This window comes from Bradyrhizobium pachyrhizi, from assembly GCF_001189245.1.
GTDB classification, from domain to species: Bacteria; Pseudomonadota; Alphaproteobacteria; order Rhizobiales; family Xanthobacteraceae; genus Bradyrhizobium; species Bradyrhizobium pachyrhizi.
This window is the reverse complement of sequence record NZ_LFIQ01000051.1, coordinates 68,090-92,122: the sequence shown is the minus strand read 5'-3', so window position 1 is coordinate 92,122 and position 24,033 is coordinate 68,090. Positions and strand designations below refer to the sequence as shown.

The 24,033-nt window shown below is 63.0% G+C and carries 22 protein-coding genes and 2 pseudogenes; 15 read left to right on the top strand and 9 right to left on the bottom strand.

The genetic code is table 11. The features are described from left to right. Window positions 1–37 precede the first annotated feature (37 nt). From AKL29_RS08715 to AKL29_RS08685, 7 genes are all read left to right on the top strand, one after another. Window positions 38–1,045, top strand: a complete 1,008-nt coding sequence (locus tag AKL29_RS08715; protein ID WP_050383848.1) for an ABC transporter substrate-binding protein — start codon at window positions 38–40, stop codon at window positions 1,043–1,045. A 38-nt stretch (window positions 1,046–1,083) separates the two neighbouring features. Further along, on the top strand, window positions 1,084–1,899 hold the full coding sequence (locus tag AKL29_RS08710; protein WP_050383847.1) for an ABC transporter permease: 816 nt from the start codon (window positions 1,084–1,086) through the stop codon (window positions 1,897–1,899). A gap of 4 nt (window positions 1,900–1,903) precedes the next feature. Then, window positions 1,904–2,689: an ABC transporter permease gene (locus AKL29_RS08705; protein WP_028336858.1), complete on the top strand. Its 786-nt coding sequence runs from the start codon at window positions 1,904–1,906 to the stop codon at window positions 2,687–2,689. Continuing rightward, a complete protein-coding gene (locus AKL29_RS08700; RefSeq protein ID WP_028336857.1) occupies window positions 2,686–3,750 on the top strand; it encodes an ABC transporter ATP-binding protein in 1,065 nt (354 codons plus the stop codon). Before AKL29_RS08705 ends, AKL29_RS08700 begins: the two co-directional genes overlap by 4 nt. A 3-nt stretch (window positions 3,751–3,753) precedes the next feature. Further along, window positions 3,754–4,590, top strand: a complete 837-nt coding sequence (locus AKL29_RS08695) for a phosphodiesterase (RefSeq protein WP_050383846.1) — start codon at window positions 3,754–3,756, stop codon at window positions 4,588–4,590. Window positions 4,591–4,885: 295 nt separating this feature from the next. Further along, window positions 4,886–5,623, top strand: a complete 738-nt coding sequence (locus AKL29_RS08690) for a Crp/Fnr family transcriptional regulator (protein WP_050383845.1) — start codon at window positions 4,886–4,888, stop codon at window positions 5,621–5,623. A gap of 132 nt (window positions 5,624–5,755) precedes the next feature. Then, the gene (locus AKL29_RS08685) at window positions 5,756–6,025 is read left to right on the top strand and encodes a hypothetical protein (protein WP_028352146.1); all 270 of its coding nucleotides are present in this window, start codon (window positions 5,756–5,758) and stop codon (window positions 6,023–6,025) included. Window positions 6,026–6,089: 64 nt separating this feature from the next. Here the strand turns inward: AKL29_RS08685 and AKL29_RS08680 are convergent, their stop codons facing one another. The 3 genes from AKL29_RS08680 to AKL29_RS08670 form a co-directional block, all read right to left on the bottom strand. Beyond that, on the bottom strand, window positions 6,090–7,184 hold the full coding sequence (locus tag AKL29_RS08680; RefSeq protein ID WP_050383844.1) for an amidohydrolase family protein: 1,095 nt from the start codon (window positions 7,182–7,184) through the stop codon (window positions 6,090–6,092). Between the two features lie 103 nt (window positions 7,185–7,287). Further along, on the bottom strand, window positions 7,288–8,280 hold the full coding sequence (locus AKL29_RS08675) for a Bug family tripartite tricarboxylate transporter substrate binding protein (RefSeq protein WP_050383843.1): 993 nt from the start codon (window positions 8,278–8,280) through the stop codon (window positions 7,288–7,290). Window positions 8,281–8,304: 24 nt separating this feature from the next. Beyond that, window positions 8,305–9,123: a cyclase family protein gene (locus AKL29_RS08670; RefSeq protein ID WP_082190516.1), complete on the bottom strand. Its 819-nt coding sequence runs from the start codon at window positions 9,121–9,123 to the stop codon at window positions 8,305–8,307. A gap of 31 nt (window positions 9,124–9,154) precedes the next feature. On the opposite strand from AKL29_RS08670, the gene AKL29_RS08665 reads away from it, so the two are divergent. Then, complete coding sequence (locus tag AKL29_RS08665) at window positions 9,155–9,961, top strand: SDR family NAD(P)-dependent oxidoreductase (protein ID WP_050383841.1); 807 nt, start codon at window positions 9,155–9,157, stop codon at window positions 9,959–9,961. On the opposite strand, the gene AKL29_RS08660 is transcribed toward AKL29_RS08665, so the two are convergent. Together AKL29_RS08660 and AKL29_RS08655 are read right to left on the bottom strand one after the other, a co-directional pair. Further along, window positions 9,958–10,665, bottom strand: a complete 708-nt coding sequence (locus AKL29_RS08660) for a molybdate ABC transporter substrate-binding protein (RefSeq protein WP_050383840.1) — start codon at window positions 10,663–10,665, stop codon at window positions 9,958–9,960. The two genes, AKL29_RS08665 and AKL29_RS08660, sit on opposite strands and share 4 nt — an antisense overlap. Window positions 10,666–10,703: 38 nt before the next feature. Then, window positions 10,704–11,624 carry a tripartite tricarboxylate transporter substrate binding protein gene (locus tag AKL29_RS08655; RefSeq protein WP_410712199.1) on the bottom strand — a complete coding sequence of 307 codons (921 nt, stop codon included), beginning with the start codon at window positions 11,622–11,624 and terminating at the stop codon, window positions 10,704–10,706. A 205-nt stretch (window positions 11,625–11,829) separates the two neighbouring features. Between AKL29_RS08655 and AKL29_RS08650 the strand changes: the two genes are divergently transcribed. The 6 genes from AKL29_RS08650 to AKL29_RS08625 all read left to right on the top strand — a co-directional run bounded on the left by AKL29_RS08650 (window position 11,830) and on the right by AKL29_RS08625 (window position 18,802). After that, window positions 11,830–12,900: a substrate-binding domain-containing protein gene (locus tag AKL29_RS08650; RefSeq protein ID WP_050383838.1), complete on the top strand. Its 1,071-nt coding sequence runs from the start codon at window positions 11,830–11,832 to the stop codon at window positions 12,898–12,900. Window positions 12,901–13,025: 125 nt separating this feature from the next. After that, window positions 13,026–15,125, top strand: coding sequence for a molybdopterin oxidoreductase family protein (locus AKL29_RS08645; RefSeq protein WP_050383837.1), 2,100 nt, complete (start codon window positions 13,026–13,028; stop codon window positions 15,123–15,125). 79 nt (window positions 15,126–15,204) lie between these two features. Next, window positions 15,205–15,984, top strand: coding sequence for an enoyl-CoA hydratase/isomerase family protein (locus AKL29_RS08640; RefSeq protein WP_050383959.1), 780 nt, complete (start codon window positions 15,205–15,207; stop codon window positions 15,982–15,984). 619 nt (window positions 15,985–16,603) lie between these two features. After that, on the top strand, window positions 16,604–17,944 hold the full coding sequence (locus AKL29_RS08635) for a metallophosphoesterase family protein (protein WP_244481850.1): 1,341 nt from the start codon (window positions 16,604–16,606) through the stop codon (window positions 17,942–17,944). A 61-nt stretch (window positions 17,945–18,005) separates the two neighbouring features. Then, window positions 18,006–18,440 (top strand): hypothetical protein, encoded by a 435-nt coding sequence (locus tag AKL29_RS08630; protein ID WP_050383836.1) that lies wholly within the window; start codon window positions 18,006–18,008, stop codon window positions 18,438–18,440. Continuing rightward, on the top strand, window positions 18,437–18,802 hold the full coding sequence (locus tag AKL29_RS08625) for a hypothetical protein (protein WP_050383835.1): 366 nt from the start codon (window positions 18,437–18,439) through the stop codon (window positions 18,800–18,802). Before AKL29_RS08630 ends, AKL29_RS08625 begins: the two co-directional genes overlap by 4 nt. A 194-nt stretch (window positions 18,803–18,996) precedes the next feature. Here the strand turns inward: AKL29_RS08625 and AKL29_RS40400 are convergent, their stop codons facing one another. Then, window positions 18,997–19,764, bottom strand: coding sequence for a dienelactone hydrolase family protein (locus tag AKL29_RS40400; protein WP_082190514.1), 768 nt, complete (start codon window positions 19,762–19,764; stop codon window positions 18,997–18,999). A gap of 222 nt (window positions 19,765–19,986) precedes the next feature. On the opposite strand from AKL29_RS40400, the pseudogene AKL29_RS08615 reads away from it, so the two are divergent. Beyond that, window positions 19,987–20,382, top strand: a pseudogene (locus AKL29_RS08615) (IS5 family transposase); the annotation flags it as partial. On the opposite strand, the gene AKL29_RS08610 reads toward AKL29_RS08615, so the two are convergent. From AKL29_RS08610 to AKL29_RS44550, 3 genes and pseudogenes are all read right to left on the bottom strand, one after another. Then, window positions 20,379–20,807: a GlcG/HbpS family heme-binding protein gene (locus AKL29_RS08610; RefSeq protein WP_050383832.1), complete on the bottom strand. Its 429-nt coding sequence runs from the start codon at window positions 20,805–20,807 to the stop codon at window positions 20,379–20,381. The pseudogene AKL29_RS08615 and the gene AKL29_RS08610 sit on opposite strands and share 4 nt — an antisense overlap. After that, complete coding sequence (locus AKL29_RS08605) at window positions 20,800–23,778, bottom strand: FAD-binding and (Fe-S)-binding domain-containing protein (protein WP_050383831.1); 2,979 nt, start codon at window positions 23,776–23,778, stop codon at window positions 20,800–20,802. Before AKL29_RS08605 ends, AKL29_RS08610 begins: the two co-directional genes overlap by 8 nt. Before the next feature lie 134 nt (window positions 23,779–23,912). Continuing rightward, a pseudogene (locus AKL29_RS44550) lies at window positions 23,913–24,033 on the bottom strand (GntR family transcriptional regulator); the annotation flags it as partial.

Sequence of the window (24,033 nt, the reverse complement as noted above, 5' to 3'; positions counted from 1 at the left end):
AATCCTCATTGCATCCTCTCCCAGACCGGAGCCTCCCATGAAGACCGTCCGCCTTGTCCTTGCGTTGCTGGCGCTGATGCTGATCGCGCCGTGGCAATCAGCCAGGGCGGCCGACGTTATCTGCTACAATTGTCCGCCGGAATGGGCGGATTGGGCGTCGATGCTGAAGGCGATCAAGGCGGATCTCAAGTACGATATCCCGCACGACAACAAGAATTCCGGCCAGGCGCTGGCCCAGATCCTGGCCGAGAAGAGCAATCCGGTCGGTGATATCGGCTATTTCGGCGTGACCTTCGGCATGAAGGCCAAGGCCCAGGATGCGCTCGAGCCCTACAAGCCGGCGCATTGGGATCAGGTCCCCGCCGGCCTCAAGGACCCCGAAGGCTACTGGACCACGATCCACTCCGGCACGCTCGGCCTGTTCGTGAACAAGGATGCGCTTGGCGGCAAGCCGGTGCCGGCCTGCTGGAAGGACCTCCTGAAGCCCGACTACAAGGGGATGGTCGGCTATCTCGATCCGTCGTCGGCGGCGGTCGGCTATGTCGGCGCGGTCGCCGTCAATCTGGCGCTCGGAGGCTCGCCAGGCAACTTCGATCCGGCGATCAGCTTCTTCAAGGAGCTGCGCAAGAACGATCCTATCGTACCCAAGCAGACATCGTATGCCCGCGTCGTCTCCGGTGAGATGCCGATCCTGTTCGACTACGACTTCAATGCCTATCGCGCAAAGTACTCGGAGAAGGGCAACTTCGAGTTTGTGATTCCCTGCGAGGGATCGGTGGTGTTTCCCTATGTCGTTGGTCTCGTGAAGAACGCGCCCGACAAGGAGAAGGCCAAGAAGGTGATGGACTATCTCTTGTCCGACAAAGGGCAGGCGATCTGGACCAATGCCTATCTGCGTCCGGCCCGCCCGATCGAGCTGCCGGCTTCCGTGAAGGTGAAATTCCTCCCCGACAGCGACTATGCCCGCGCCAAGAGCGTCGACTGGGGCGAGATGGAAAACGTGCAAAAAGCCTTCGTCGACCGCTATCTCGCCGAGGTTCGCTGAGGCAATATGGTGCCCTTCGCCGGGGCACCATTCTTCTGATGTCGCAAAAATCCTTCGTTTGGTTCTGCCTGCTGCCGCTCGCGGTCGTGACCACGGCATTCTTCCTGCTGCCGATGGCACGGCTGGTGGTTGCGGGTGCCGAAGGTCCGCACGGGCTCGCCGGATATCTCGCCATCCTGACCGAAGCTCGTTATCGCGCGACGCTGATCAATACCGTGTTGCTGGCCGCGGCAACGACGGTCGTCACGCTGATCGTGGCGACGATTGCCGGAATGTTTCTGCAGCGGCACCGCTTTCCAGGGCGGGCCGTGCTGATCGCGATGCTGACCTTTCCGCTGGCGTTTCCCGGCGTGGTGGTCGGCTTCATGATCATTCTGCTGGCGGGGCGGCAGGGGCTGATCGGCGATCTGTCGAACCGGATCTTCGGCGAGAAGTTCGTCTTCGCCTATTCGATCTACGGGCTGTTCCTCGGATATCTCTACTTCTCGATCCCGCGCGTGATCCTGACCATCATGGCGGCCGTGCAAAAGCTCGATGTCGGTCTGGAAGAAGCCGCGCGTTCGCTCGGCGCCAGCCCCTGGGCGGTCCAGCGTGACGTCGTGCTGCCGGCGCTGGCGCCGGCCTTCGTTGCGTCCGGCGCGATCGCATTTGCGACCGCGATGGGGGCCTTCGGGACTGCGTTTACGCTGGCGACGAATATCGACGTGCTGCCGATGCTGATCTATACCGAGTTCACGCTGGCCGCCAATTTCGCGACCTCGGCCGCGCTGTCGGTGGGACTTGGTCTGATCACCTGGCTCATCCTCGCGCTCGCCCGCTCGTTCAGCGGCAGCGCGGTCGCGGCGGCCGGGTGAACGCATGCGCGATCGCTTGATCTTCACCGGCCAGTTCATCTTCACGCTGCTCGTTGCCGCCTTCCTGGTGGTCCCCGCAGGGCTGTCGATCTCCGCCGGCGTCACCGTGAACTACTTCCGGGGCATCCAGTCCGGCGTGACCCTGCAATGGGTCGCGCAGGTCTGGGAGCTCTATGCCGGTACCATCCTGCTCTCCTTCGTGATCGCATTCGCGACCCTTGCCGTCACGCTGCTTGCCGGCGTTCCCGCAGCCTATGCGTTGCATGCGCGGGGAGGCCGGCTTGCGCGCATCGTCGAGGAGATCATCACGTTGCCTTTGGCGATCCCCGGGCTTGCGATTGCGCTCGCACTGCTGCTCGCCTACGGCAGCTTCGGCGACTTTCGCCGCTCCTGGCTGTTCATCCTGGTCGGGCACGTGATCTTCACCATGCCGTTCATGGTGCGGTCGGTGATGGCGGTGTTCGCGACCGTGGACATCAAGACGCTGGATGAGGGGGCGGCTTCGCTGGGGGCGTCGCCATGGCGACGCTTCCGCGACGTCATCGTGCCGAACGCACTGCCGGGAATTCTTGCCGGCGCATTGATGGTGGTCACGCTGTCGCTCGGTGAATTCAACCTGACCTGGATGCTGCATACGCCGTTGACGAAGACACTACCGATCGGGCTCGCCGACAGCTACGCCTCGATGCGGCTCGAGGTGGCGTCGGCCTATACGTTGATCTTCTTCGTGATGATCATTCCGCTGCTGGTCGCGATGCAGCTGCTGGCCGACAGGGATCACAAGCGATGAGCACGGCCGGGCATGGCGCAGCGGTGCGGATCGAGGCGTGCGGCAAGACCTTTGCCGACGGCACGCGCGCGCTCGATCCCGCAACCCTCGACATTGCGCGTGGCGAGACGCTGGTGCTGCTTGGGCCGTCCGGCTGCGGCAAGACCACGATGCTGCGCATCATCGCAGGCCTCGAGCTGCCGGATGTCGGCGGCAAGGTCCTGTTCGACGGCAAGGACATGACCTCGGTCCCGATCGAGCGGCGCAATGTCGGGATGGTGTTCCAGTCCTACGCCCTGTTCCCCAACATGACGGTGGCGGACAATATCGCCTACGGGTTGAAGATCCGCGGTGTTGCCAGAGGCGAGCGTGCCGCGCGCGTCGCCGAGCTGGTTGCTCTGACGAACATCACGGGATTGGAGAATCGCCGCATCGACCAGCTTTCGGGCGGCCAGCGTCAGCGCGTCGCACTGGCGCGCGCCGTCGCGATCCGGCCCGGCATCTTGCTGCTCGACGAGCCCTTGACCGCGCTCGACGCCGCGCTGCGGGACCGGCTGCGCAGCGAGCTCAACCGGCTGTTGCGCGCGCTTGGGATCACGACGATCTATGTTACCCATGATCAGGCCGAAGCCATGGAATTGGGCGACCGGATTGTCGTGATGCGGAAAGGCGCAATCGCCCAGATCGGCACGCCGCGCGAGGTCTACTTCGCGCCGAAGGACCGGTTTGTGGCGGAGTTCATCGGAGCGGCGAACATTGTGGAGGCTCCGGTCGAGAACGGCGTGTTGATCCTGCCCGGCGGGCGGCTGCCGATCGAGTGTGGCGCGACGACCGCGAACGCGACCGTTATGATCCGCCCCGAAACCATTCGCGTGACGGAGGCGGGCGAGGGGATACTCTCGGGAATCGTCGATTCCGTCAGCTTCATCGGCGACCGGCAGCGGCTCGTCGTGAGTGATGCATCGAGCAAGCCGCTCAATGTCGACGCTCCCAACACGATTCAAGCCAGGATCGGCGATCGCATCGGGCTTTCGATTGCGCCCGACGCTGTCCGTCTGCTTCCCTCCGAACCACGAGATTGATCGATGCCGTCGAAACCGGTTCTCATCGCCCAGATTTCCGACCTCCACATCAAGCCGCCGGGAGCGTTGGCCTATGGTCGGGTCGATACCGCAAAGGCGCTTGAACGCTGCGTGGCGGCGATCAATGGATTCGAGCCGGCGCCCGATTTCGTCGTTATCTCGGGCGACCTTGTCGATACGCCGTCGGTCGAGGAATACGACCATCTCAAGCGACTGCTCGCGCCGCTGCGCGTTCCGTTTGCCGGAATTCCCGGCAATCACGACTCGCGTGCGTGGATGCGTGCCGCGTTTCCTGCCGCACCCTATGTTCACGCCACAGGCCCGCTCGACCAGAAGATCGAGGTGAATGGCCTCGATCTGCTGCTGCTTGATTCAAGCGTTGCCGGGAAGCCTCATGGCATGCTCGAACCGTCGACGCTGCAATGGCTGGACGCGACACTTGCGGCAGCAGACCGGCCCGCGCTGCTTTTCCTGCATCACCCGCCGTTCAAGGGCGGCATCTGGCACATGGACCGCCAGGACCTTTTCAATGCCGCAGAGCTGGCAGCAATCGTCAGGCGTCACCCGCGGGTGCGTTTGATCGGCTGCGGGCACGTCCATCGTGCCATGCTGACCAGCTTCGCCGGGATTCCCGTGACATTGTGCCCCGCGCCGAACCATGCAGTGGACCTGGACCTCGGACAGCTCCGCGAACCATCGTTCAAGGTGGAACCGCCGGCATTTCACCTGCACACGTGGTTTCCCGGGCCGGATTTTGGACAGTTGGTCACGCACCAGGTCCCGATCGGTCAGTTTGACGGGCCGCATCCGTTCTTTGGGCCAGACGGCAAGCTGCTGTGAGCTGGCCGCGTTGACCCCTCGCACAGACGGGATCTTGTCAGGCGAGATTGTCGCGGATGGGCCGGGCATGTCAGATCAAGGGCAGCCCGCAGCCCGCAATTGAGCGTTGCATCGACGCAGATTTATTCCAAATTGTACCTTGGTGCCTTCCATCCCAACTGCGCCGGCTCGGACCTTTGTTGCTGTAGGGCCCCGGGGGGGCTATACTTCTGTCTACTTTCATTGATCGATGGCTTTGTCGGCGTCCGCTGTGCTGGCGGGCCGATTGAACGCAACACAATCAGTCTGGATCACGATGACCGGTGCGTCGCCCATAGAACGAACTTCCGGCGCGCTGTTGTTTTCGAACAACAAGCTGTCGGTGTTGCGCAAGCATCCCTATTTCGCCGATCTCGAGCCCGAGGCATTCGATCAGCTCTGCCGCTACGCCAAGCACACCACGCTGAAGCGGGGTACGACGATCTTTTCCAAGGGTGATCCGGGCACTAGCCTGATTGCGGTGATCTCGGGCACGGTCAAGATCAGCATCTCGTCGCCGGATGGTCGCAACGCGATTTTGAACCTGATCGAGGCCGGCGAGATCTTCGGTGAGATCGCGCTGCTCGACGGCTTGTCGCGGACGGCCGATGCCACCGCCAACACCAATTGCGAGCTGTTCGTCATTGACCGGCGCGAGTTCATTCCGTTCGTGCGCAGCCAGCCGACGCTTGCGATGAAGTTCATCGAGCTGCTTTGCGAAAGACTGCGCCGGACCAGCGATCAGGTCGAGCAGGTCATCCTGCAGAACCTGCCCGGCCGTCTGGCCAGCGCGCTGCTGCGCCTGAGCGACAAGCACAAGCCGCAGGGGCGCACCATCTCGATCACCCAGCAGGAGATCAGCGAGATGGTCGGGATGACGCGCGAGAGCATCAACAAGCAGCTTCGCGCGTGGGCGATACGCGGTTGGGTCAGGCTCGAGCATGGCGCGATCGTCGTGTTGAAGCCCGAGACCCTCCAGGAGCTGGTCGACGCCGGGGCGAACGACGGCGAGTAGTCGCGTCGGCCGCCCGGTCGGTCGCGCATTTCACGAAGCGGTGAGCTGAACAAGGCCTGTGAAGCCATTCACATCGGCCTTGCGTGCGCTGCGGTAAGTGACGCGTCAGGGGAGCACAATATGGAGGAATCCATGCAGAGCTCTTTCGACAAGCGGCGGCAGGACCCACAGCACAATTACCAGAGCTTCAGCATCAAGCTTGTCGCGTTGCCGCTGCTCGTCGTCGTTGCCTTGATCGGGATGCTGGTCAGTCATCCGGCGGCAGTCAGATGGATATCGGACGCGGCGCAAGCGGAGTTCGTCGGAACCGACACCGTCTACACCGATCCGATACCCAATATCGCGCAGGTGGCACCAACGGTCCGGCCGGGCAGCGAGATCCGGACGGTGAAGGCCTACTGATCGTTGATGCCGTCGTCGCGCGGCAAGGCGCGACGACAGCCGCTTGTCCAGCAGCAAGCCGTCCTCACGCGGCTACTCCAAGCAGCTTTGCTGCGGTCCGCCCGAGAATATTGGCCTTGTCATCGTCGCTTAGCGACGACGAGGCGAAGATGTGGTCGACCGGTGCCAGTTGCCATGGATAGGGATAGTCGCTTCCCAGCACGATCTGGCCGGCGCCAACCTGGGCGGCGAGGTGCCTGATCGCCTCAGGCGTGAAGATCAGAGAGTCGAAGTAAATCTGTTTGAGGTACTCCGCCGGCGTTCTCTGGAGCTTGATCTCCGGATTGCATCCCTTGGGTCCAACCAGACAGGCATGGTCCGAGCGGTCGGCGTACGAGCCGAGATAACCGCCGCCATGTGCAGCGATGATTTTCAGTCCCGGGAAGCGGTCGAGCGTGCCCTCGAAGATCAAATGGGAGAGTGCGATCGTCGTCTCGAGCGGATTGCCGATCGTGTTGCCAAGCCACCCATTGCCGGAGAGCCGCTTGTTGAGCTCGGGCACGCCCTGCGGATGGATGAACAGGGGAACGCTGAGTTCCTCGGCCTTGGCCCATACCGGATGAAACTTCGGATTCGAGAATTCGGCGCCGTCGACGACACCGCCGATCGCCGCGCCCTTCAGCCCCTGCTTCTTCACCGCCGTCTCCAGCTCCTGCACCGCAAGGTCCGGTGCCTGCAGCGTCAGCGAGGCGAAAGCTGCGAACCGGTCAGGCTTCGAGGCACAGAGTTCGGCGAGCTTTTCATTCTGGATTTTCACGATCTGCGCAGCAAGGTCGCGATCGCGGTCGTACCAGAACGGATTGATCGAAAGCACCTCCATGTCGACGGCCTGCGCATCCATCGCAGCCAGCCGTTTGTCGATCTCGACGAAGGCTTCCGCGGCGCCGTTGACCGGCGGCAGTTGATATTTTCCGGCGTCCGCGCCGAGCAGCGCGCCCGCCTCGCGGAAATGGCAATGCGCGTGGATGTCGATCGTCTTGACACGTTTGCCGTTGACCGTGACCGGCAACTGTTGGCGCGATTGCTGTGCATTTGCGTTGTGGACGTGCCCGCAGCCGCAGAACACGATGCCTGCCGCCGCCGTTGCTCCCGCTTTCAGGAAATCCCGCCTTGTGGTCATGACGATCGCCTCCCTGGTTGTTTTGTTATGGATGGGGAGCCTAGGGATGCTGGCTAGTGCTCGCAAGATCACACGCTGTGCGTGTCGCGCAATGTTGATCTGCTCAGACCGGCTTGATCCCCGCCTTTGCGATGATGTTGCGCCATTTCGGCACTTCGTCTGCAATACGCCCGCGCATGCCATCGGGCCCGTTTGCAAGCACCTCGAAGCCGTCGTTGCGCAGCTGTTCCGCGATCTTCGGTGTCTTTAGAATCTCGATCGATTTCGCCGACAGCAACGCGACAACGGAGGAGGGCGTATTCGCAGGCGCGAGAAAGCCCTGAAAGGTGTCGGACACGAAATCCCTGTAGCCGAGCTCGATCATGGTCGGCACATCAGGCAAATCGAACCATCGATGGGTTCCGGTGAGGGCCAATGCTTTCAACGCCCCTGACTCGATGTGCGGATGGGCAGGCGGAAGCGCCGCAAAAGCGACCTGGGTCGTTCCGCTCAGGATTGCCTGGATGGCAGGGCCGGCGCCCGAGAACGGCACGTGTGTCATCTGGATCTGACCCATGATCTTGAACAGCTCGCCGGCGAGATGTGGCGTCGTCCCGAGGCCTGGGCTGGCATAGTTCAGTTCGTCCGGGTGGGCCTTTGCGCGTGCGATCAGCTCGGCGACTGAATTGATCCCGAGCTTCGGATTGACCAGGATCACGTTCGGTGATGTGCCAAGCTCGGCGATCGGCGCGAAGTCCCTGACCGGATCGTACGGGACTTTTGCGTAGAGGCCGGGATTGACGACATAGGCGCTCGACGTGATCAGAAGCGTATAGCCGTCGGGCTCGGCATGTGCCGCAATGCCGATCCCGATATTGCCACCTCCACTGGGGCGGTTCTCAACTACGATGGTGCCGCCGAGCGCTTCGCCAAGATGGGTGCCGAGGATGCGGGCCATGATGTCGGTCGGTCCGCCCGGCGCAAACGGCACGATGACCTTGATCGGGCGTTCCGGGTAGCCCGCGGCCTTGGCCTGCCCGGCGAGGCCAGCGATCGCAAGCGCGCTGCATCCTTTCAGGATCGAACGACGCGAGGGACCGGCTGATCTACCTGTCATCGGGTATGCCCCCGCATCGCGATTCTAAAGGTCGAATACCGCTACGGCGCGGATCGGCGACGCCGTCCCGTCGCGCCATTTCATCGGCAGACCGATGAAGGTGAACTGCCCCTGGCCGAGCAGGGTTTCCAGATTGCACAGGCTTTCGATGTGGGTGATGTTGAGATCGAGGCAGGCTTTGTGAACGAGCAGGTTCTCGTCGCCATCGGGACCGGGGCGCATCGAGTCGATGCCGAAATGAACGATGCCTTGTTGCGCCAGCCATTCGGTGGCCGCGACATTCACGCCGGGATTGTCGGTCGCGTATTCCTTGCGCGGAAACGTCCGGGCATGGTGGCCGGTGCAGAGCAGGACGGTGCCGCCCATCGGAATTGGCCGTCCGGCCTTCGTCACGGCAGTCTCGAGGTCGGAAGGGGTGATCTCGGCACGCGGCGCAATGTGGCGAAGGTCGAGACAGATGCCCGGTACAATGCACTTTTCCAGCGGATATTCATTGATCGGTATGCCGCTCGGGCCGAAATGCCGGGGCGCATCGATGTGGGTTCCACCGTGGTCGGGCATCGAGATGAACATCGATGCCAGGCCATAGACGTTTCGAGATTCCGCAAGGGCTTCCTCGTGGTTCTTCCACTTCCCGTGCATGATGGGCGGATGGCCGGGATAGCTCGGCGTGCGGTGATAGAGCTCTCGGCTCAGGTCGACGATCCTCACGACGGGTGCCCTTTCTTGACGGAGCTGGCGCAGGCGCGCTTCTGCCCACAATGCTGACGTGTTTGCCGCGCTTGTGCAAGATGGCGCTTGCCCTCGGTGTCGAACCCGAAGCAAATCGGGAAAGTGCTGCATTCCCGCATGCGTCGCCGAACGGAGGATTCACGTGACCGACTATCGCAAGCTATTCGATCTCACCGGCAAGACCGCCGTCGTGCTGGGAGCGGCCTCAGGAATCGGCAAATCCTCGGCCGAAGCGCTGGCGTCGCTCGGCGCGCGCGTGCTCTGCGCCGATCGAGCACAGGAAGGCGCGGAGGCAACGGCCGCTGCGGTCCGGCAGCAGGGCGGATCGGCAACGTCAGCCAGTTGCGATGCGGCCGATCGTGCCGACGTCGAGGCATTGGCGGGAAAAGCGCTGGCGGAATTCCAGCGCATCGACATCGCGGTGACGACGCCGGGGCTGAATATCCGCAAGACCATCCTCGACTACACCGAGGAGGATCTCGACCGCGTCATCAACCTCAACGTCAAGGGCACGGTCTGGTTCTTCCAGGCGTTCGGCCGGATCATGGTCAAGCAACAGGGCGGCAGCCTGATTGCATGTTCCTCGGTGCGTGCCGTCACCATCGAGCCGGGGCTTGCAGTCTATGGATCGACCAAGGCGGCGATCGGCCTTCTGGTCAAGGGTTTCGCGTCCGAGGTCGGGCGATCCGGCGTTCGCGTCAATGCGATCGCGCCGAGCATCGCGGAGACCGCATTGACCGGCCCGTTCAAGCAGCGGCCCGATATCTACAACCTCTATGCCGGCCATACCGTGTTCAATCGATGGAGCAGCGCCGACGAGGTCGCGACCGCCGTCGCCTACCTTGCATCGGACGCGGCGAGCTATGTCAGCGGCAGCACGCTGTTCGTCGATGGCGGCTGGACCGCGGTCGACGGACCGCCGACCGGTCTCACGCAATTGGCGCGCTAGGTTGCGTCGGAAACAAAGCCAGCCTGGCTGCGTAGCGCAGACGTTTCCGGCGACGTCAGCAGTGCGATCAGGCGTTGTGCCTGCGATGCCGATGATGCATGCGTTGGGATCGCAGCCGTATACATTGTCGCGAGCCCGCATCCCGGGGGCAAAGTGCCCGACAGCACGACACCCCTGGTGCTGATGATCTCGGTCGATTGCGTGCAACCGATCGGCCGCCGGTCTCTGGACTCCGCCAGATGTCGCATGGCCGTCGCACCGTTCGGAAAGATCTTCAGGCGATCGGCGACGACATCAGCGATGTCGAGCTGCGCGAGCACCTTGGCGACATGAATTCCTGCGGTCGATGCCTTGGTATCCGGCACGAAGATCGCGTCCGCGGCGAGCAATGCCGCGCGCAGGCTAGCCGCGTCGTCGGCGCTGACCGACGGATCGCCGGCCCGAACGGCAAGGGCGGTTTCAACGCGGCCGAGGTCCGTGATCGAGCTGCGCAAAACCAGCCCTTCGCCGGCAAGCTTCGCGATCAGAGCGGCGGTCAGGATGACGATGTCGGTCGGTACGCCGGCGCGCAATCTGTCGGCCATGGCGCCGACCGCGCCAAAATCGCCGGCAATGCCGAGGCTGGTTTCGGCTTCAAACGCGGGCGCAAGGCTGCGCACCAGGCCCTGCGCCGCCCCGCCGCTCAGGATGTTCAACGTCTTCATGCGCACTGTTCCTTCGTTCGCGGTCTGCCGCTGCGTGCTTACTGGGCCTTGTCCAGCCTTTTGACTGCGTCTGCCCACTTCACGATATCGGCGCGCAGGAATGCGCCGAACGCCTCCGGCGTCATGGTCATCGGCACCGCGCCCTGCTCGGCCCAGAGCTTCTCGACCTCGGGCCGCCTGATCGCCGCATTCACCGCCGCGTTGAGCTTGTCGACGATCGGCTTCGGCGTGCCCGCCGGGGCCATCAGGCCGAGCCAGATCGTCGCCTCGTAGCCGGACACGCCCGCCTCGATCACCGTCGGAACGTTGGGCAGCACCGTCGAACGAGTCTTGCCGGTCGTTGCGAGCGCTCGCACCTGTTTTTCGGCGACATTCGGCGCCATCGCGGGAACGGCATCGATCATCATCTGGACCTGGCCGCCGATGACGCCGCCGCGGGCTTCGCCGCTATTGCGGTAGGGCACGTGCACGACGTCGATCCCGGCCATGGCTTTGAACAGCTCGCCCGCCATGTGGTACGGCGTGCCCTGACCAGACGACGCATAGTTCAGCTTTCCGGGCTGGGCCTTTGCCAGGGCGATGAATTCCGGCAAGGTCTTTGCCTGTACGGCGGGGTGGACCACGATCACGAGATCCGAAGTGTTCAACGACGCGATCGGCGTCAGGTCGCGCATCAGCTCATATTTGCGCTGCGGTACCAGCGATTCGTTCGCGGTCTGGGTGTTCGACATCATCAGGAGGGTGTAGCCGTCGGCCGGTGCCTTTGCGGCCTCGAGCGTGCCGATCACGCCACCGGCGCCGGTGCGGTTCTCCACCACGAAGGGCTGGCCGAGGCTTTCCTGCAGGATGCCGCCGATCCGTCGCGCGACGACGTCGGCCGGACCGCCGGGACCGAAGGGAACGATGATCCTGACCGGCCGTGCAGGATAGTCTTCGGCGTCAGCATATGAGCCTGACATGGACTCGGTCAGCAACGCCGCGACAAACACCAAGGCGTATCGCAGGCTCGCCATTGACTGAATCCCCCAACTTTAGTCTTGTTTCTTGATCAGAAGTCTAGCTGCAACCTGAAGCATCTGTCGACGACAGACTCCGTTTTCGCGCATCGGAATAAGAGCGGGAGGACGGTGTACTCAAACTTCGCCATCGCGTGCGGGGAATCATATGAGGAAACATCCTGGGCTATCGCGCCGCGACATGCTGAAGGGCTCGGGCGCCGTGCTCGCTGGGGCCGCCCTTTCAACGCGCGTGATGGCTGCTGCGCCACCAGCCGAACCGGTGACGCCGACGCTGATCGAGGCGGCGAAGAAAGAGGGACAGGTCGTCTACTACACCTCGACCGATCTGCCGGTTGCCGAGAAGCTGGCGAGGGCATTTGAAGCGAAATACCCCGATATCAGCGTGCGCGTCGAACGCACCGGCGCGGAGCGTGTGTTCCAGCGGGTCGGCCAGGAATATTCCAGCAACATTCATGCCGTCGACGTCGTCAATTCCTCCGACGCCGCACATTTCATCGTGTGGAAGCGCGACGGCATTCTCGCGCCCTATGTTCCGGAGGAGGTCGCAAAATACTACCCCGAGGAGCATCGCGACGCGGACGGGCAATTCGCAAGCTTCCGGGTCTGGTTGTCGATCATTGCCTACAACACCAATCTCGTGAAGGCCGAGGAGGCGCCCAGGAGCTTTGCCGATCTGCTGGATCCGAAATGGAAGGGCAAGATCGTCAAGGCGCATCCCGGCTATAGCGGCACCATCATGACCGCGACCTATCAGATGCAGCGCGATCTCGGCTGGATCTTTTTCGAGCAGCTTGCCAAGCAGAACATCATGCAGGTGCAGTCCTCGACGGATCCACCCAAGAAGCTCGATCTCGGCGAGCGTGCTGTCATGGCCGACGGCAACGAATACAACATCTTCCAGATGAAGGAGGCCGGCCGCCCGGTCGAGCCGGTCTACGCCACCGAGGGGTCACCGATCATCGTCGGCCCCAACGGGATCTTCAAGGACTGTCCGCATCCGAATGCCGCCAGGCTGTTCCAGTCCTTCGCGCTCGGGCGTGAGGGCCAGCAGCTCAATGTCGAGATCGGCGGCCTCAGATCGGTGCACGCGCAGGCTAAGGAGAAGGCTGGACGCAGGCCGCTAAGGGACATCAAGACGATGAAGGACGATCCGGTGGCAGTCGAGCGGGAAGGGGAATCGATCAAATCGCGATACACGCGTATCTTCCGCGTCTGATGGGACGGCTCAGGCCAACAGCTGACCGTCCGGGCGCCTGCCGCATGGCACGTGCCCGGATTTCGCGCCGGCTGGGTCAATAATGCCCCTCGGCGGGGGAGATATTTGATGTTACCAATTTGGCCATGAACCAGCATGCCAAGGTCGACATCCGCCATTCCACCTGTCCGCACGACTGCCCCTCGGCATGTGCGCTCGACGTCGAGGTGATCGAGGGACGCTCGATCGGCAGGGTGCGCGGCTCAAAGCAGCAGACCTATACGGCCGGCGTGGTCTGCGCCAAGGTCGCGCGTTATGCCGAGCGGATTCACCATGCCGAACGGCTGATGTATCCGCTGCGCCGGACCGGCCCGAAGGGCTCCGGCCAGTTCGCGCGGATCTCCTGGGACGAGGCGCTGGACGAGATCGCGGCGCGCTTCGACGCGGCCGAGCGGGAGTTCGGCGCCGAGTCGGTCTGGCCCTATTACTACGCCGGCACCATGGGGCTGGTGATGCGCGACGGCCTCAACCGGCTGTCGCATGTGAAGAAGTATTCGCGCTTCTACGGCACGATCTGCGCAACCATCGCGCGCATCGGCTTTGCCGCCGGGACCGGCAAGATCGCCGGCGTCGATCCCCGCGAGATGGCCGTCTCCGACCTGGTCGTGATCTGGGGCACCAATCCGGTGAACACTCAGGTCAATGTGATGACGCATGCATCCCGCGCGCGCAAGGAGCGCGGCGCGAAGATCGCGGCGGTCGACGTCTACAACAACGAGACCATGAAGCAGGCCGACATCAAGATCCTGCTGCGGCCGGGCACTGATGGCGCGTTCGCCTGCGCTGTGATGCATGTGCTGTTCCGCGAGGGATTTGCCGATCGCGATTATCTTGCGCGCTATACTGACTGCCCGGACGAGCTGGAGGCGCATCTGAAGACCCGCACGCCGGAATGGGCCTCGGTGATCTCGGGCGTTCCGGTCGAGGAGATCGAGGCATTTGCGCGGCTGGTCGGACAGACCAAGCGCTCGTTCTTCCGCCTCGGCTACGGCTTCACCCGCAGCCGCAACGGCGCCGCCCAGATGCACGCGGCATCGTGCATTCCCGCGGTGACCGGCGCCTGGCAATATGAGGGCGGCGGCGCGTTCTTCAACAATGCCGGAATCTGGCGTTTCGACGAGTCGATCATCGAAGGCCACGACGCGATCGATCCCTCGACGCGGGTGCTCGATCAGTCCAAGATCGGCCGCATCCTGACCGGCGATGCCGAGGCGCTGCGCGGCGGCGGGCCGGTCAAGGCGATGCTGATCCAGAACACCAACCCAATGACGGTGGCGCCCGAGCAGGCGCTGGTGCGCCAGGGCTTTGCCCGCGAGGATCTGTTCGTCGCGGTGCACGAGCAGTTCATGACCGAGACGGCGCAGATGGCCGATATCGTGCTGCCGGCGACGATGTTCATGGAGCACGACGACCTCTATTACGGCGGCGGTCATCAGCACATCTCGGTCGGCCCGAAGCTGATCGATCCGCCCGGCGAGTGCCGTTCCAATCACGAGGTGATGCAGGGGCTCGGCCGCCGGCTCAACGCCGTGCATCCCGGCTTCGACATGACGCCGCGCCAGCTGATCGATGCGACGCTGAAGAAGAGCGGGCACGGCGACATCGACACGCTCGAAGCCGAGCTGTGGCGCGACCTGCAGCCGGATTTCCGCACCTCGCATTATCTCGACGGCTTTGCCCATGCCGACAAGAAGTTCCACTTCAAGGTCGATTGGGGCAAGGTGCCGGTCGGCACCGGCGGGCTGATGGGCGCATGGGACAAGATGCCTTCGCTGCCCGACCACTGGACCATCATCGAGGAGGCGGACGCGCAGCATCCGTTCCGTCTTGCGACCTCGCCGTCCCGCAGCTTCCTCAACACCAGTTTCAACGAAACGCCGTCGTCGCAGGCCCGCGAGGGCGCGCCGACCGTGATGATCCATCCCGACGACGCAGCCAGCCTGTCGATCGCCGACGGCGACGCGGTGACGCTCGGCAACATGCGCGGCGAGACCACGCTGACCGCAAAACTGTTCGACGGCGTTCGCCGCGGCGTGCTGATCGCCGAGTCGATCCATCCGAACAAATCCCATATCGGGGGGCGCGGCATCAACATGCTGACCGGGGCGGAGGCCGTCGCACCGCTCGGCGGCGCCGCGTTCCACGACAACAAGGTCTGGATCCGGAAGGCATCGGCCGCCGCATAAATCCTGCTTGCAGTCGGCGCCGATCCTGCCGCAAATGTGCGCTGACAACAGCGCACAGGCAAGAAAACAGGCAGGAAACATGACCGACAACAGCGTTCTTCTCGAAAAGCGCGGGCAGGCGTTCTGGATCACCATCAACCGCCCGGACAAGCGCAACGCGCTCAATGCCGGTGTGATCGCGGGCATCGCCAAGGGCTATCGCGAGGCGCATGACGACAAGGACGTGCGCGTCATCGTGCTGACCGGTGCGGGCGACAAGGCGTTCTGCGCCGGCGCCGATCTGCAGAACAGCGGCGCGGCGTTCTCGATGGATTTCTCGCGCCCCAATGTCGACTATGCCGACCTGCTGCGGCTGTCGCAGAACGCAACCAAGCCCGCGATCGCGCGGGTCGGCGGCGTCTGCATGGCCGGCGGCATGGGGCTGTTGTGCATGACCGACATGGCGGTCGCCGGCGATGGCGTGATCTTCGGCCTGCCTGAGGTGAAGGTCGGAGTGTTCCCGATGCAGGTGCTGAGCCTGCTGCAATCGATTGCGCCGCCGCGCCTGGTCAACGAATGGGCGCTGACCGGTGAGCCGTTCGACGCCAGGGCCGCGCAGGCTGCGGGTCTGCTCAACTATGTGGTGCCGGCGGCCGAGCTCGACGCCAAGGTCGATTGGCTGATCGGGCGCATCGTCGACAAGTCGCCGACGGCGATCCGTCGCGGCAAATACGCGATGCGGGCGATCGCCTCGATGTCGTTCGATGAAAGCATCGCCTACACCGAAAGCCAGATCGCGCTGCTCGCGATGACCGAGGATGCCAAGGAAGGCCTGAAGGCCTTCGGCGAAAAGCGCAAGCCGACCTGGACCGGACGCTGAGACATCGCTGTGCCGCTTCACCTCGCGCTGCCTGCGGCCGCCGCAGGCGCGCACTGGCAAAATATCGAAAACAACCCCATGCAAAGGGGCCGACGCCTGCCGGCGTTCGACAAGGCAACTTGACACGTCGGGCAAATCAGGAATACATTTCTAATATTCCGAAATTGTGCTCCCGGCCCGCCTCGCTCGCGGAGACGCCGGAACGCGTCGTGAGATGCGCTCCGGGCGAAGTGGAAACTGGTTTGCGTAAAGAAAATGCGCGAAAACGGGAATCTAGACCCTCGTTCCGATTCCATCGGAACGGAGGGGACGCTAGGCCGTGTACCCATAAGCCCTGCGGCGTGGCGCGACGAACGCGATGTCCGCTTTGCCACTATAGCGGCCGTGGTAGTGCGGCAGCGCAATATGTCGCGATGGGCCAAACGCAGACTCGTGCGCCGCCGCAATGGGTCGTTATTCGATCGACTGGTTAGAACAACCACCCTTCTCACTGATTGCAAAAAAAAACGTTGGAATGCCGACGGCTGGTGACTGCGTTGATCTATGTCAAGCTTACCTGCGGTTGTTTGCGCACCCTGTGCGGCGGTCCATTCCCTCTCCTCGATCAGGGGTGATTATCATGCAATTCTCCCGGCGTAACGCACTCAGTCGGCGCCTCGTACTTGGTGCATTCACAACGCTGCCAGTGCTCTCCGTGCCGCTTGCTCCCAATGCGCAGGCGCAAACAACGACCGCGCAAGCACCGTCTACCGAAGGGGCCGGGTTTTCGTTCGCAGCGGTCGGGGACACCCGCCCGATGATGTACCTCCCGCTGAAGGAAGGGCAGCCGGACCTCAGCAAGTTCTTCGTCGAGATGTTCGGGTTGGTCATGCCGGAAAAGGTCGCCGAGGCCGTCGTAGCGAAGGATGTGAAGATGATCTTCGATCCGGTCACCAAGGACCTTATCAAGGTAGTCATGCCGTTCGCATCTAAGACGGAAGTGATGACCCTGACGCTAGATAAAGGCTGGGTCACTGAGGCATCCGTAGAAGACTTGAAACTGCTTCCTGGAGTGCATCGGACGATGTTCCGGCTTCAGGGCGGCGAATGGGTGACCCGTGAAATCGTGAAGGACGTTCAATCAGGTCGCGCCAAATTCGTGGTCAATAGTGGTGACGCCGTCTGGTGGGGCAATCAGGGCTTGACCGTCACTGACAGCCCATACTGGAAGCGCGTGAACGATACGATGTTGAAGAAGCTACCCCCGCCGGATGACGAGCTGCGCGCAGCCGGTCTGGATGGACGTTTTTTCATGAGTGTAGGCAATCATGAGGTGTGGGCCGACCCAAAGATTGAGGGCGTTCTTTCGGCTGTCCCGTATCTGAAAAAATTCGGCGTCACGCCGGAAAACCTCATCTACAAATTCGACTTCAAGGGCACCCGCTTCATCTATCTCTGGAGTGGCAAGTACGACTACCGTTCGCCGTCGCTGTGGGACGCTGATCGGCCAAAATATGCCGAGCAGATGACCCAGCTTCAAAAGTGGATGGACGAGGCGAAGGCCAACGGTATTCGGAAGGTGTTTATCGTCTTCCATTATCCCGTGTTTGCGCGGTCGGGCTTAGGCCCGATCCCGGCTCCCGATAACCCACACAAGGCGATTGCGTCGTATGCCAAGGACATGGAGGTGGTCGTATTGAACGGGCACGTCCACACCACGGAAATCTACGACGTAGATGGGGTAAAGTATCTGATGTTGGGCGGTGGAGGCGCAGAACAAGACCCAATCCTGCCGGGGCGAACCAGCATCAAGGTGCCCGCTGACTATCCGCAGGACCTCTACTGGAAGGGCCAGCCTCCGCAAGAGGAATACAATTACGTCCTGGTGGACGTTGAACCCGGCCAGAAGACGAAATTCACCCTCAATCGCTTCCGTCCGTGGTCGGCGGAGCCATTCAGGACTGAGGAACTCTTCAAGTGAGCAGGATGCCGGTTTTTACGGGAGCGAGGTCCTGGCGACAGCTATTCTGATCATTCACGGCTTGGTCGCGGTCGCACTGCTTGGCGCGATAACACACCAGACTTTAGCGGCATGGGGATCGGCGGACGCGCGACCCGGCTCTTTCTTTGGCCGCTTTCGCTCCATACCGTCGGCCTCGTTCGCCAATGCCGTGGTAGTCCTGTATGCCATTTCCACCCTGCTGGGTGGGATCATTTACCTTTTTTTCCGTGTAGATGTCAGGCCCGAATTGGAGCGTGCGGGTCACTGGTATGTCCTCGGCTTCTTCGACATCAAGGAACATTTCGCCGCTATCGGATTGGCGTTGTTGCCCGCCTACTGGGTTTGCTGGCGACGGCCGGTTGCCGATGAGCCTACCCAAATGCGCGTCGCGCTCACCTCGATACTTGCCTTCATCGTTTGGTGGGGCTTTCTGTCCGGTCACGTCGCCAACAACATCATGGGTTTTGGCTCATGACATCTTCAGCCCCGTTCCGCCGCTTTGCATTTGCATTCGGGACCACGTTCGCCGTCCTCTACGTGGTCGCACTCGCAAAGGACCTTGCTCTTTTCACCGTTTTTCCGTCGCTTGGCATCGTGCTCGCGGGCACGCATCATTCGCGAGACGTTGCTGACCCTGCGATGGGATTTCTGGCTCCCGCGACGTACTGGTACGGGTGGGCCGCGACCGCCGCGCTCGGGGCACTGATGGTCGGCCTTGTTGCTGCTTCGCTGCCCGGAGGTTCGGCGCGATACGTTTGGTCGGGATGGGTGTGGCTAATTCCTACACTCTCGATGATCGCGTGCGTCTATCTCACTCTGCCTTGGTTTCGGCTCTGACTTGAGTGCGACTTCTGCAATGGGTCAAAAGGCGACATCCAGCGGCGTCGCCCGAATGTCAGCAAAGGGCCACGAGCAGACGTAGCCACTTCAGAGGCTCGGTCTTGAGCCAGGAACGGAGAGGTCGATCGAGCGCGAGTGCGGCGCAACCGGCCCTATTGCTGCGCCACATTCGTGGTGAGGTCCTGCAAGGGTCAGGTGCCAAGATGGCGCAGCAAAAAAGCTGACATGCGGTGGACCGCATCGAGATAGCGAACGGAGCTCTCGAAGATGTCGTTGTGTCGGCCCCCCTCGTAGTACGCGGTCTCCACTACCTTTCCAGATGCGCGCGCTGCCTGCTCGAAATCACGCGCCATCCTTATGTTGGTAAACTCGGTCCCGCCGTCCGCGACGCTGTCCGCTGTGCCGTGCAATATTAAGAGAGGCGTGTTCAAGTCGGAAACGAGCGCTGTCAGCTGGCTTGGGTACCTTGCCGAGTTAAGGACGGCGGCTCGCACGCCACCTGCTCGAAGAGTGTAGTTCAGGGCAGCGCCGCCACCTCGTGAGTGCCCAAAGAGCCCAATCTGATCCGGGCATGCATCCGGCAGAGTACGTAGCGCTTGCATCAGCGCATCCACTGTTCGCATGGCCTGCGGACTCAGTGGATCGGGAGCTGGAGGCATCTCCGGGCATGCGATCGGGGTTATGAACCGCACCCCGTTGCCGATGCCTTCTCGAAACCAACCGGCTGCCACAGCGAGCAGACCGGTGCGGGCGAGATCCCGAGCCAAACGCACATATTCGTGCGCGAAGCCATGGCTACCATGCAACAGAAGAAGTGAAGGAAATGGGCCTGCGCCATCAGGTCGAGCCACCGCTGCCGACGTGATGCCCAGTCCCGGAGCATCTATCGAGATCCACGAGACCGCGAGTGTTTCAGCCCCGGACGGCGCGTTAGCAATCGATACTGTCAGGTTCGCCATTAGCCCAAATCTTAACTGGATGCATCATTGAAGCGTCCAAACAGCAAACGCGCAAGGTGTCGTCGCTCGACGAGTAAGGCATTGTGGTCAGGAAGGTCGTCGAGGGCCTCACCGAAGATGCGAGGTCGGCTTCGGGTCATTTTCGACGGATCCAACGGGGTTGTCGGCAAGTTAATGTCCGCTTCTACGCTATGAGCGCCGAACCGGGGCCCGGGCAGAAGCATTGCCGCGGTAGTCGATAGCAATGGTCTGCCGGTACGACTGGCGCTGAGCCCCGGTGAGGCCCACGACGTTCGACTTGCCTGAAAACTGCTGTCTCGTCTGAAAGTCGGCTCAATGCTGCTTGCCGACCGTGGCTATGACGCGGACTGGATCAGAGAGCTTGCCGTGAAGAAGGGCGCGTGGGCCAACATCCCGCCGAAAAGCAATCGCAGCGATCCGATCTGCTTCAGCCCATATCTCTACCGCGCTCGGAACCAGGTCGAGCGGTTCTTCAACAGGATCAAACAATGTCGTCGGGTGGCGACGCGCCACGACAGGCTCGCCGCCAACTACCTTGCCTTCGTTCAGCTCGCGTCAATCAGGCTATGGCCGCGCCTTAATGAGTCCGCGTCCTAGCCCGCGTTGGCCTTGAGGCCGGCGGCTTCGATGCCGGCCACGGCGCAGATCTCGTCATTGTCCGAGGTGTCGCCGCTGACGCCGACGGCGCCGAGCAGGGTGGCACCGTCCATGATCAGGACGCCGCCGGGGACCGGCACCATCCGGCCCTGCGCCAGCGTGTTCACGGCGTCAACGAAATAGGCCTGCTCCTGCGCGCGCTGAAACAGCGCCCGCGATCCCATCCCGAGCGCCAGCGCGCCATAGGCCTTGCCATGGGCGATCTCGGCCCGCATCAGGCTGGTGCCGTCCTGTGCCGCCGTCACCTTCACCGCGCCGCGCGCGTCGAGGATGGTAACGACCAGCGGCTTGAACTTCTTCTCGACCCCCTTGGCCAGCGCGGCATCCAGAATCTTGCGGGCAGTTTCGAGAGTGAGCTCAGCCATGGGCCTCTTCCTTTGTCGGTAACAATCTGTCGGAATTCGATTTCGCACGTTTCAGGCTCATCGCCAATACGCTGGCGACATGCAGCGGCGTGCGCCCGCTGCCGTCCTTGATCTGGTGCCGGCATGAGGTCCCGTCGGCCACGATCAGCGTGTCCTGATCGGCGCCTCTGACAGCCGGCAGCAGCGACAGCTCGGCCATCTCGATCGAGGCCTGATAGGTGTCGGCACCATAGCCGAACGCCCCAGCCATGCCGCAGCAGCTCGACTCGATGGTCTTGACGTCGAGGCCGGGCACCAGGCGCAGCACCTTCTCCACCGGCTTGAACGCACCGAAGGATTTTTGGTGGCAATGACCATGCACCACGGCCTTGCCGGGGACGGCGCCGAGCGGCAACGCCAGTCGTCCGGCTTCCGCTTCGCGCGCCAGAAATTCCTCGAACAGCAGCGCGTGCGCGCTGACGGTCTTGGCGGCCTCATCCGAGCGCAGCGACAGCAGCTCGTCGCGCAACGTGAGAAGGCAGCTTGGCTCGAGACCGATGATCGGCACGCCGCGGGCCGCGAACGGGACGTAGGTCGCAACCAGCCGGTCGAGTTCGGCGCGGGCCTGCTCAACCAGTCCGGCCGACAGGAACGTTCGCCCGCAGCACGGCGGCCGTCCGCCGTCCGATGGCCTCGGCAGATGCACGCGATAGCCGCCGGCGACAAGCACCTCGATCGCGGCGTCGAGATTCTCGCGCTCGTAGCCGCGGTTGAACGTATCGGCGAACAGCACCACTTCGCGGCCATCCGCCGGACCCAGCACCGTGGCGTCGGGCCGGAACGTGTCGCTGCGAAATTCCGGCAATGCGCGCTTGGCGCTGATCCCTGCGAGTTTCTCGAACAGCGCGCGCAGCAGCGGGCTCCGGTTACGCCAGTTCGCGATCGGGGCAAAGCGCGAGGCGAGATCGACATAGCGCGGCAGATAGCCGACCAGGCGGTCGCGCAGCGACAGGCCGTGCGTCGCCGCGCGCGCGGCCAGCACCTCGATCTTCATCTTGGCCATGTCGACGCCGGTCGGGCATTCATGGCGGCACGCCTTGCAGGAGACGCAGAGCTTCAGCGTCTCCATCATCTCGTCGGAGGCGAGCGCGTCCGCACCCAACTGGCCAGAGATCGCGAGCCGCAGCGTATTGGCGCGGCCGCGGGTGACGTCCTTCTCGTTGCGCGTGGCACGATAGGACGGGCACATCACGCCGCCTTCGAGCTTCCGGCAGGCGCCGTTGTTGTTGCACATCTCGACGGCGCCCTGGAAGCCGCCGCCGGCGCCGGGATAGGCCGACCAGTCGAGCACGGTCTTCAATTCGCCGACGCGATAATCCGGCGAAAAACGAAACAGCGAACGGTCGTCCATCCTGGGCGGATCGACGATCTTGCCCGGGTTGAGCGTGTTGCCGGGGTCGAAGCGCTGCTTGACCTCGCGGAAATCGGCCACGATGCGCTGCCCGAACATCGCTTCGTGGAATTCCGAGCGCACCAGGCCGTCGCCGTGCTCGCCGGAATGCGAGCCCTTGTATTCGCGCACCGTCGCGAAGGCTTCCTCGGCAATGGCGCGCATTGCCTTGACGTCCTTCTCGAGCTTGAGATTGAGCACCGGGCGCACATGCAGGCAGCCTTCGGAGGCATGCGCATACATCGTGCCGCGGGTGCCGTGCCTCGCGAACACGGCATTGAGCCGCTCGGTGTAGTCGGCGAGATGCGGCAGCGGCACCGCGCAATCCTCGACGAACGAGACCGGCTTGCCCTCCTGCTTCATCGACATCATGACGTTGAGGCCGGCGGCGCGGAAATCGGCGATGCCGGTTTGCAGCGTGGGCTCGACGATCTCGACCACGCCGCCCCATTTGCGCTGCGGCTTATCCCAACCGAAGCCGAGGTCGGCCATCAGTTCGCCGAGCTGCTTGAGACGGGCGAGGTTGTCGGCCTGGTCCTCTTCGGCGAACTCGACCACCAGGATGGCGTCCGGATCGCCGCGCACCGCAGCCGAGATGATCGGCTGGAACATCGCGATCTCGCGACCCAGTGCGATCATGGTGCGGTCGACCAACTCCACGGCAATGGGCCGCAGCTTGACCAGATGCTGGGCCGCGTCCATCGCCTCGTAGAAGCTGCCGAAATGGCAGACGCCGAGCGCCTTGTTGCGGATCACAGGCCACAGCTTGAGCTCGACCTGCGTCGTGAAGGCGAGAGTGCCCTCCGAGCCGACCAAGAGATGCGCCAGATTGTTCGGCGCGTTGCGTGGCACCAGCGCGTCGAGATTATAGCCGCCGACGCGGCGCTGCACCTTGGGGAATTTGTCGGCGATCTCGAGCGCCTCGCGCTCGCCGAGATCGAGCATGTCGCGAAACAGCTTCAGTCCGCTGTCGGACGAATTGACCCGCGTCAGGTCGCGCGGCACCTCGCCGAAATGCAGCAGCGTGCCGTCGGCGAGCGCGGCATCCATCGACAGCGTGTTGTCGCGCATCGTGCCGTAGCGCAGCGATCGGCCGCCGCAGGAATTGTTGCCGGCCATGCCGCCGATCGTGGCGCGCGATGCGGTCGAGACGTCGACCGGAAACCACAGCCCGTGCTTCCTGAGCTGGCGGTTGAGGTCGTCGAGCACGATGCCGGGCTCGACCACGCAGGTCCGATTCTCGACGTCGAGCGAGAGGATCCGGTTCAGATGCTTGGACAGGTCGACCACGATGCCGTCATTGACGGTCTGGCCGCATTGCGAGGTGCCGCCGCCGCGCGGGGTGACGATCCGCCCGGCGTCGCGGACGATCGCGAGCGTCCGCAGCGCCTCGTCGACGGTTCGCGGCACCACCACGCCGGCCGGCATGATCTGGTAGAACGAGGCGTCGGTCGCGTAGCGGCCGCGGTTGAAGGCGTCGAAAAACACGTCGCCGGCCAGTTCGGACCGCAGGCGCTGTTCGAGCGAGGTGGCGTTCTTCATCCCAGATCCGATGTGATCCATGACGCAACAAAGGGTTGCGCATGGATTATGCATTCTCTCGACGTGAGAATTACATTATGAATTCATAATGGGCAAGGATGGCTGCCCTCCAGCCATCCTTGTGCCGGCCCCTTTTAGTCGTTCCGGGGCGTCGTCTCCAGGCCGCTGTCCGGCCCCTCCGCGAGGTGATCGATGGCGGCGGCCCGCTTGTTGCGCAGGTGCTGGAACAGGATGTCGCTGAGCTCGCTTGCCGCG